7 protein-coding genes are annotated in these 9,104 nt (G+C 70.3%); 2 read left to right on the top strand and 5 right to left on the bottom strand.

Translation table 11 applies throughout. From position 1 onward, the window contains the following. Positions 1 to 30 precede the first annotated feature (30 nt). Entirely contained in the window at positions 31 to 891 is an 861-nt protein-coding gene (locus ACTWPW_RS32870; protein WP_375113062.1) for a polyphosphate polymerase domain-containing protein, read from the top strand. Positions 892 to 1,140: 249 nt separating this feature from the next. After that, the gene (locus ACTWPW_RS32865; RefSeq protein WP_375113063.1) at positions 1,141 to 1,755 is read left to right on the top strand and encodes a DUF6879 family protein; all 615 of its coding nucleotides are present in this window, start codon (positions 1,141 to 1,143) and stop codon (positions 1,753 to 1,755) included. Positions 1,756 to 2,176: 421 nt separating this feature from the next. Here the strand turns inward: ACTWPW_RS32865 and ACTWPW_RS32860 are convergent, their stop codons facing one another. From ACTWPW_RS32860 to ACTWPW_RS32840, 5 genes are read right to left on the bottom strand one after another with little or no spacing between them, the layout of a single operon-like run. Further along, positions 2,177 to 3,400: an acyl-CoA dehydrogenase family protein gene (locus ACTWPW_RS32860; protein WP_375113064.1), complete on the bottom strand. Its 1,224-nt coding sequence runs from the start codon at positions 3,398 to 3,400 to the stop codon at positions 2,177 to 2,179. 7 nt (positions 3,401 to 3,407) lie between these two features. Continuing rightward, a complete protein-coding gene (locus tag ACTWPW_RS32855) occupies positions 3,408 to 4,403 on the bottom strand; it encodes an ABC transporter ATP-binding protein (RefSeq protein ID WP_375113065.1) in 996 nt (331 codons plus the stop codon). Next, complete coding sequence (locus tag ACTWPW_RS32850; protein ID WP_443170886.1) at positions 4,393 to 6,546, bottom strand: oligopeptide/dipeptide ABC transporter ATP-binding protein; 2,154 nt, start codon at positions 6,544 to 6,546, stop codon at positions 4,393 to 4,395. The genes ACTWPW_RS32855 and ACTWPW_RS32850 overlap by 11 nt, the downstream gene beginning before the upstream one ends. After that, the gene (locus ACTWPW_RS32845; protein WP_375113067.1) at positions 6,539 to 7,477 is read right to left on the bottom strand and encodes an ABC transporter permease; all 939 of its coding nucleotides are present in this window, start codon (positions 7,475 to 7,477) and stop codon (positions 6,539 to 6,541) included. The genes ACTWPW_RS32850 and ACTWPW_RS32845 overlap by 8 nt, the downstream gene beginning before the upstream one ends. Continuing rightward, positions 7,474 to 9,096 (bottom strand): ABC transporter substrate-binding protein, encoded by a 1,623-nt coding sequence (locus tag ACTWPW_RS32840; RefSeq protein WP_375113068.1) that lies wholly within the window; start codon positions 9,094 to 9,096, stop codon positions 7,474 to 7,476. Before ACTWPW_RS32840 ends, ACTWPW_RS32845 begins: the two co-directional genes overlap by 4 nt. Positions 9,097 to 9,104: the final 8 nt, after the last annotated feature.

The following is a 9,104-nucleotide window of genomic DNA, read 5'->3' as shown; positions in this document are numbered from 1 at the left end:
GGGTGGGCGTGGTATCGCTGGAGGGGCAGGATGGCTGAACCGTACGCGGATGCGCTGCTCGCCGGAGTCGCCGCCGCGCTCCCCGCTATCGGGCTCGAGGACGTGCCGGAGCTGATGAGCCGGGTCGACTGCAAATACATCGTGACCGCCTCGACCATGGCGAGACTCGCGGCGGAGCTGGGCGACCGGTTCTGCGCGTTGCGGATCGACGGGCGGCGGCAGTTCCGCTACACCTCCACCTACTTCGACACCCCTGACCTGCTCACCTACCACCAGCATCGGCAGGACCGGCGGCGCCGGTTCAAGCTGCGCACCCGGACCTACCTCGATGGGGGCGGCCAGTGGCTGGAGCTCAAGCTCAACGGCGCGCGGGGCTCCACGGACAAACACCGCATCCCGTACGACGGCGTGCCGAGCCGGACGCTAACCAGGGAGGCGCTGGACTTCGTCCGCGACACGCTGCTCAGCGAGCTGCGCCTCATCGCACCCGAGACGATGGAGCCGGTGCTGGCCACCGACTACAAACGGGTCACGCTCATCGACCGATCCGGCGCGGCCCGGCTCACGTGCGACACCGGGCTGCTCTGCCGCGACGGGCAACGCAGCACCCCGGCTCGCGAGGACCTGGTCCTGCTGGAGTCGAAGTCGGTGGACGGGAAGGCGGTGATCGACAAGGTGCTGCGCGGGCTCGGGGTGCGGCCGGTGACGGTGAGCAAATACTGCCTCGCGGTCGCCGCCCTCCGCGACCTGCCCGCCAACCGCTGGCACCCGGTCCTGCACCGCTACCTGACCCACCGGCCGAGCCCCCGGCGCCCGCCGACCCGAGCCGGTCGCTGCCGAGTCGAATGGCAGACCCATGCGGGCGGGGCCGGTGTCGGGGGATTGGAATGAGCAATGAAGAGGTGAGGTCGGGTGGGTGGGAATTGGTGCTTGGGCCCGGGGATTGCCCAGGGGTGCCCGGGGCGACCCGCCCGGTCTGACCTGCGGGAACTCGACAACGGGGACTTCATGGTGATAGGTAGGGAGTTGACCAGCGAGTATGAGTAGCGGTTGCCGTCGGATGTGTTCACCGGCCCACGACTGAATGTCTGGTAGTTGTTCTGCGGAACGCGCTGCTTGCGGCTAAAAGGGATATTCCTCATGCTTGAGCGCATTCGTGAGATTCCAGGCGACTTGCTGAGTGCGGATGAGTATCTCGATGACTTCTGGCCGAATTTCCGGGAGATCGATGACGTGTTCTGGAAGCTCGAACGGATCCAGAGCTTCCGGGAGGCGGGGGAGCCCAGCTGGGTCGCCATGATGGAGGGCGACTGGAATCGGTCGCTGAAGCTGATCGACGGCGAGTGCGATGCGACGGGCGCGACGGGGATCCGGGAACGGCCGGCGGAGAAGTTCGTCCGCAGGAGAATTCGGATCGTTGAGCACCCGGTCACGCCCTATTTGCAGTGGGAGATGCATGTTCTGGCGCTGAAGGTCGCGACTGCCGAGCAGGTGCGGGTGCTTGATGCCGGTGAGGTGGCCGAGCTTGAGGTGGGGCGGCGCTTGCCGGAGCTGGTCGTGCTCGGGACGGCGGTCATGTACGAGGTGACGTATGACGAAACGGGGACGCACAGCGGGGCGCGGCGGATCGACGATCGCGAGGTGATCGCGGCTTGCCGGGGGGAGCTCGACAAGATGTTCGCCGGTGGTGAGGACTTCCGGGCCTACTACGAGCGGGAGATCGTGCCGTTGCCCACGCCTCGGGTGACTGTCTGAGGCGAAGGATTCCCGACCTCGCTCGGGGTGGCCGGGACAGGGCCGGGCCGGGATGGGGGGCGGGGTGGGATCGGGCCGGGGCTGGGTCGGGACGGGGCCGGGTTGAGGCGGGGTTGAGGCGGGGCGAGATTGGGCCGGGGCTGGGTCGGGACGGGGCTGGGACGGGGCGAGGCTCGGTCGGGATGAGGGCGGGGTTGGGCCGGGCCGGGGTCCAGGCGGGGCGAGGTTGGGCCGGGGTTGAGGCGGGGCGAGGTCGGGTCGAGGTTGGACGGGGCGTGGTGGGGGTAAATTTGGGCGGATGTGGAACGTGCCTAGGGTGTGGCTCGTGCGTGGCGCCCGGGCTTCTCGGAGAAGGCCGGGCGCCACGCAGGTGAGTAGGGGGATGTGAGGGGTTCCGTCCCCGGAGGCGCGGGGTCTGGGGTTACAGGGGGAGGTCGCCGGTGGCGGTGCTGGTGGAGCCGGTGGCCTGGTAGGCGGCGATCGTGCGCTCCGCGATGCGCATCTGGTGGATCTCGTCGGCGCCGTCGGCGAAGCGGGCCCAGCGGGCGTGCTGGAACATGTTCGCCAGCGGCGTGTCCGTCGAGTAGCCCAGGGCCCCGTGCACCTGGATCGCGCGGTCGATGATCCGGTTGAGGCTGTTGGCCACGAAGTGCTTGGCCATCGACACCTCCGTACGGAAGTCATCGCCCTTGTCGATCTTGGAGGCGGCGTGCAGGACCATCAGCTTGCACTGGTAGAGCTCCATGGCCGAGTCGGCGATCATCCACTGGATGCCCTGCTTCTCCGCCAGCAGGGAGCCGTGGCTGTAGCGCTTGAGCGCGCGGTCGACCATCATGTCCAGCGCCGTTTCCGCCTGCGAGATCCAGCGCATGCAGTGGGCGAGGCGGGCCGGGCCCAGACGGTACTGGCCCAGGCGGTGGCCGTTGCCCCGCCCGCCGAGGATCGCGCTGTCGGGCAGGCGCAGGTCCTTGATGACGATCTCGCTGTGGCCGGTGGAGCCGTGCATGGTCTCCACCTCGCGTACGTCGTTCCAGCCCGGGTTGGGGAGGTCCACGAGGAAGGCCGTGTTGGCGCCGCGCGAACCCTCCGGTACGTCCGGCTCCGTCCTGGCGATGAGGATGGCGAAGTTGGCCCGCCGGGCGTTGGAGATGAACCACTTGTGGCCGTTGATCACCCACTCGTCGCCGTCCTGGACCGCCTCGGTACGGATCAGCGTGGGGTCGGACCCGGCCACCTCCGGCTCGGTCATGGCGAAGCAGGACATCTGCACCCCGTCGAGCAGCGGGCGAAGGTACTTCTCCTTCTGCTCGTCGCTCGCCCAGTGCAGCAGGGTGTGCATGTTGCCCTCGTCGGGAGCCTGGCAGTTGAGCACCCACGGGCCGATGCGGGTCTTGGCCGCCTCCGACTGCACCATGGCCAGCTCCACGTGACCCAGGCCCATGCCACCCCACTCCTTCGGCATGTGCGGCAGCCACAGGCCCTCCGCCTTGGCCAGGGAACGGAGCTGGAAGATCGCCCGGAGGTACTCGTCGCGATCGCCCTCCTTCAGGTCCTCCATGGCCGGAATGACGGTGCCCTGGATGAAGGTGCGGACCCGCTTGCGGATCTCCTCGTGCTCCGGGGCGAGGGTGAAATCGATGGCCATGCTGGTGTTACTCCTTGCGGTGAAGTTGCGAATCATCGGGGTTGTGGCAGGCCAGCCAGTGGTCCTCGCCGATCTGCCTGATCTGGGGCTCCTCCGCGGCGCACGTCGCCGTCGCCCGCGGGCAGCGGGTACGGAAGCGGCACCCGGTGGGCGGGCTGACGGGGGACGGGGGCTCGCCGCTGATCAGCGTGTCGGCGGGCGGCAGGTCCAGTCCGCCCCCGGGGATGGAGGCGATCAGAGCCCGCGTGTACGGGTGCGCCGGCCGGCTGATCAGGTCCGCGCTCGGCGCCAGCTCGCACACCTTGCCCAGGTACATGACCATGATCCGGTCGCTGACGTTCTTCACCACGGCCAGGTCGTGGGCGATGAAGACGAGCGTGAGCCGGTAGCGGGCCTTGAGATCCTCCAGCAGGCCGAGGATCTGGGCCTGCACCGAGACGTCCAGGGCGGACACCGGCTCGTCGCAGATCACCACCTCCGGGTCGAGGATCAGGGCGCGGGCGATCGAGATCCGCTGGCACTGCCCGCCCGAGAACTCGTGCGGCCGGCGCACCGCCGCCGTCTTCGGGTCGAGCCCGACCGCCTCCAGGACCTCGTCCACCCGGTCGCCGGGGAGGTTCCACACGCGGGGGCCCTCGCCGACGATCTCGCGGACGCGGCGGCGGGGGTTGAGGGAGGAGATGGGGTCCTGGAAGATCATCTGGAGGCGCTGGCGGGTCCTGCGCAGGGCCTCTCCGCGCAGCGTGGTCAGCTCCAGGCCGTCGAGCTGGACGGAGCCCGAGCGGGGCTTGGGGAGCTGGACCAGCGCTCGGGCGGCGCTGGACTTGCCGCAGCCCGACTCGCCGACGATGCCGAGCGTCTCGCCGCGCGCCAGGTCGAAGCTCACCCCGGAGACCGCCCGCACGGTGCGGCCGCGGCCCGCCGGGAACTCCACGACCAGATCCTCCACCCGCAGCAGCACCTCGTCACGGGGACGGAGGTGCGCACTTCCGCTACCGGCCACCGAACTCAGCTCCCTTCACGCCTGCCGCCTCTTCGGCCGCGGTGGTCGTCTTCGTGGCCGCCTCGCTCGGTGACGGGTGCGGGAGGTGCTGGGGTTCAGGGGTGCCCGTGGGGGGCGATGGTCGATGGGCTTCGATGGTGGATGGTCGGCGGGCGTCCAAAGGCTGGGCGTCCAAAGGCTGGGCGTCTGAGGGGTGGGTGTCCAATGGCTGGGCGTCCGAGGGGTGGGCGTCCGAAGTGGGTGGGTGGTCGGAGTTCGGCGAGGCGGTGGTGGGGAGCAGGGCGGGTTCCAGGGGGCGGGCCGGGGCGGTGTCGCGGGGGTACCAGCAGGCGTACTGGTGGTGGGCCTCCTCGAACAGCGGCGGCGCCTCCCGCTCGCACCGCTCCTGCGCGTACGCGCACCGCGCGCGGAACGCGCACCCGGCAGGCAGGTCCACCAGGTCCGGCGGCCGGCCGGGGATGACGCGCAGCCGGTGGTGCACCGGGTCCGTCAGCCGGGGCGCCGCCTGCAGCAGGGCCTCCGTGTACGGCATCCGTGCCCGCGCGAACACCTCGTCGGCGGGCCCCCGCTCCACCACCTTCCCGGCGTACATCACGATCACCTCGTCGGCCCACCGCGCCACCACCGACAGGTCGTGGCTGACCAGCACCACGGCCATGTCCCGCTCCTCGCGCTGCTGGTGCAGCAGCCGCAGCACCTGGTCCTGGATGGTCACGTCGAGCGCGGTGGTGGGCTCGTCGGCGAACAGCACGTCGGGACGGCACGACAGCGCCATCGCGATCGTCACCCGCTGCCGCATCCCGCCGGAGAGCTGGTGCGGGTACCGGCGCAACATGCGTACGGGGTCGGGGATGCCGACCGAGGCGAGCAGCCGCACCGCCTCCGCGCGGGCCTGCTTGCGGCTCATCCGGAGGTGCACCCGCAGCGGCTCCGTCACCTGGGTCCCGATCGTCCGTACCGGGTTCAGGGCCGTCATCGGGTCCTGGAACACGGTCCCGAGCCGGAGCCCCAGGACCGAGCGCATCTCGACGGGGCTGTAGGTGGTCAGGTCGTCGCCGGACAGGTACACGTTCCCGCCCCGGACCGAGGTGCCGGGCAGCAGGCCGAGGATGGAGCGGATGAGCATGGACTTGCCCGAGCCCGACTCCCCGACGATGGCCAGGGTGCGGCCGCGTTCGAGGGTGAAGGAGACCCCGTCCACGGCCTTGACGACCCCGCGCGGCGTGACGAAGTGCGTGCGCAGGTCCTCCACCTGGAGCAGGGTGTCGCGGATCGGGTGCGGCGCGGTGGGCAGGGCGGGCGCGGCGGCGGCCTGGCGTACCGGCTCCAGGCCGCTCTCCCGCACGTCCGTCATGGACCGCAGCCGGTCGCCCACCAGGTTGAACGACAGCACGGTCAGGAACATGGCGATCGAGGGGGCCAGCACCACGTGCGGCGCGGTCTCCATGAGGGTGCGGCCCTCGTTGATCAGCCCGCCCCAGGTCGGGGTGGGCGCCTGCACGGACAGCCCCAGGAAGGCCAGGCTGCCCTCGGCGACCACGACCACGGCCATGCCGATGAACGCGTACGACGCCGCCGGCACCGCCACGTTCGGCACGATCTCCCGCCACAGGATCCGCCGGTCACGGGTGCCCAGCACGCGGGCGGCCAGCACGAACTCGCGCTCGGCGAAGGTCAGGGTGGCGCCCCGGATCAGGCGGACCCAGGAGGGCACGCCTAGCACGCCGAGGACGATGAGCACGTTGCGCAGGTTCGCCCCGGCGAAGGCCACCACGGCCAGCGCGAACACCAGCGCCGGGAAGGCCTGCGCCACGTCGTTGACCGCCATGATGATCGCGTCCGTGGCCCGCCGCCGGTATCCGGCCAGGACGCCGAGCGGCGCGCCGATGCCCAGGCCGAGCAGGACGGCGCCGAGGCCCACGCCGAGCGAGACACGGGCCCCGTACACGACCCGGCTGAGGACGTCGCGGCCGAGCCCGTCGGTGCCGAGCGGGTGCGCGGCGCTGGGCCCCGACTGCGGCGGGCCGGCGAGCGTCTCGTCGTAGCGGGGGAACGGCAGCAGGTCGGCGAGGAGGGCGGCGAGCAGCACCAGCCCGATCCAGCCGATCGCCAGCCAGAACCCGAGCCCCAGCCGCCTACGCACGCCGGATCCTGGGGTCGACGGCGGCGTACACCAGGTCCACCGCGAAGTTGACCACCACGTAGCCGACCGAGATCAGCACGACGCCTCCCTGAACCGTCAGGTAGTCGCGGGAAAAGATGGAGTCGACGATGAGCCGCCCGACGCCGGGCAGGCCGAAGAGGGTCTCGATGATCACGGTGCCGCCGATGAGCGCGCCCAGGTTGAGGCCGATGGCGGTGATCAGGGTGATCGCGGAGGGGCGCAGCGCGTGCCGCCACAGGATGCGGCGCGGCGACAGGCCGCGGGCGCGCGCCAGCGTGATGTAGTCCTCCTGGAGGGTGGCGATCAGGTCGGTACGCAGCAGCCGCGCGTAGACCGCCAGCTGCCCGCAGCCGAGCGTGATCGCGGGCAGGATCACGGAGGTGAGGTTCCAGCCCAGGTCGAGGGTGATGGGGGTCCAGCCGGTCGCGGGAACCACCTGCCAGGTGACCGCGAAGACGAGGATCAGCAGCACGCCCAGCACGAAGACGGGCGTGGACAGCAGCGCGAAGCTGAGCGCGGTGAGCACCTGGTCCAGAGCGCGGCCGGCGCGGCGGGCAGCGGCCACGCCCACCGGGATCGCCAGTCCCAGCGCGATGATCTGCGCGGCGACCAGCAGCTCGAGGGTGACGGGCAGCCGCTCGGCCAGCTCGGTGGCGACCGGCATCCTGGTGATGTAGGAGTCACCGAAATCACCGGTGGCGAGCCCGCCCAGCCAGTCGAGATAGCGCACGATCAGCGGCTGGTCCAGCCCGAGCTCCTGGCGGAGCTGGGCGCGGGCCTCCTCGGTCGCCGACAGGCCCAGGATCTGCGTGAGCGGGTCGCCCGGCAGCAGATTGAGCAGGACGAAGGAGAGGAAGGTCACCACGACCAGCACCACCAGGAGCCGGACCAGCCGGTGGACGATGATCACCGTTCGCTGACCCAGAGCTGGCCGAAGGGGTGGTACGGGATGGGCGAGCCGGTCAGCGGCAATCCCTTCTCGCCGTCGGGCAGTACGTGCTCACCGATGCCGCGCACCTTGGTCCTGGCCACGATCGCCCCGGTGTTGAGGTGGTCGATGAACACGTACGGGACCAGATCGCGCAGCCGCTCCTGCACGGTGGTGTAGGCCTGCTTGCGCGCGGCCTCGTCCGGGTTCGTCCGGCCGATGTCCAGGGCGGCGCTCAGCTTGTCGTCCTTGAGCCGGGTCATGTTGAGCGAAATGGCGCCGACGGGCTTGGCGTACCCCTGGTGCATCCAGATGTACTCGCCGTCGGGGTCGGGGGAGGAGAACTGCGTCCACACGGTGGCGGCGAAGTTCCCGGTGATGGCGCGGTTGATCAGGTCGGGCTGGTCAGCCTGCTTGATCGACACGTCCATGCCGGCCTTGCGCCACATGTCCTGGGCCAGCTCCACGCCCTGCATGGTGTTCGGGTCGGGGGTGGAGATCAGCTCGAAGCGGATCGGCCCCTTCTCCGCCTCCACCTCCTTGACCAGTTCGGCGGCCTTGGCCGCGTCGAAGTCGGGGTAGCCGCCGGGGGCGTACCACTTGGAGTCCTCCGACCACGGGCCGTCGGCCGGCTTGGTCAGCCCGCCGCGCAGGGTCGAGATGACGGTCTTGCGGTCGGTGGCGTAGGCGAGGGCCTTGCGGACCCGTACGTCGTCGAGCGGGGCCACCGCGGTGTTGAGCAGGAACATGTACTCCGGCACGGCCATGCCCTGCGCGCGGTGCACCGTGTAGGTGTCCTTCTGCGCGCCGAACTTGGTCAGGTCCTCGTCGCGCGAGGTCCCGATGGCGTCGACCCCGCCGGCTTCGAGGGTCTGGGCCCGGGTCTGGCTGTCGGGCAGGATCCTGAACTCGACCTCGTCCAGGTACGGCAGGCCCTGCCGCCAGTACTTGGGGTTGCGGGCGACGACCATGCGGTTGTCCGGGACGTACTCCTTGAAGACGAACGGCCCGGTGCCCACCGGCTTGAGGCTGGCCGACTTGGGGTCGTTGAGCGACGCGGGCGGGACGATCATGCCGATCTGCGCGGCCAGATAGTACGGGAAGGCCACCCAGGGCTGGTTGAGTTGCACCTTGACCGTCATCGGGTCCACCAGCTCGAACGACTTGACCGGCACGAACACCGCCGCGTTCAGCGGTGAGGCCTTCTGCGCTTCGAGGTTGGCCTTGACGATGTCACCGGTGAGGGCGATCCCGTCGGAGAACGAGACGCCCGGCCTGACCTTGATCGTCCATTCGTCGTACTTCTTGCTCGGGGTCAGCGACTCGGCCAGGTACGGCTTCCACTCGCCGTTGGCGTCCACGCTGACCAGCGGTTCGATGATCGAGCCCGCCATGCTGTAGCTCTGTGCCGCGAACTGGTCGGTGACGGGATTGAACCCGTTGGCGTCCGCGCTGAGCCCGTAGACCAGCCGTCCGCCCTGGGTCGGTCCCGTCGCCGGCGCGCTCGACTGCGGCGGCCCCGCGACCGGCCGCTGTCCGCTGCACGCCAGCAGCACCGACGCGGCCAGCAGCACCGTGGCCGGTGTTCTCCAGCGTTTCATCCACGCCT

The sequence above is a fragment of the Nonomuraea sp. KM90 genome, assembly GCF_052246675.1.
Taxonomy (GTDB): domain Bacteria; phylum Actinomycetota; class Actinomycetes; order Streptosporangiales; family Streptosporangiaceae; genus Nonomuraea.
Note: the sequence above shows the minus strand (reverse complement) of the source record. Positions and strands in the feature narration are given on the sequence as shown.

Excerpts from the sequence above, each read along its gene's own strand:
- ACTWPW_RS32870 (WP_375113062.1), top strand. The coding sequence starts at position 31 with ATGGCTGAACCGTACGCGGATGCGCTGCTCGCCGGAGTCGCCGCCGCG.
- ACTWPW_RS32865 (WP_375113063.1), top strand. The coding sequence starts at position 1,141 with ATGCTTGAGCGCATTCGTGAGATTCCAGGCGACTTGCTGAGTGCGGAT.
- ACTWPW_RS32860 (WP_375113064.1), bottom strand. The coding sequence starts at position 3,400 with ATGGCCATCGATTTCACCCTCGCCCCGGAGCACGAGGAGATCCGCAAG.
- ACTWPW_RS32840 (WP_375113068.1), bottom strand. The coding sequence starts at position 9,096 with ATGAAACGCTGGAGAACACCGGCCACGGTGCTGCTGGCCGCGTCGGTG.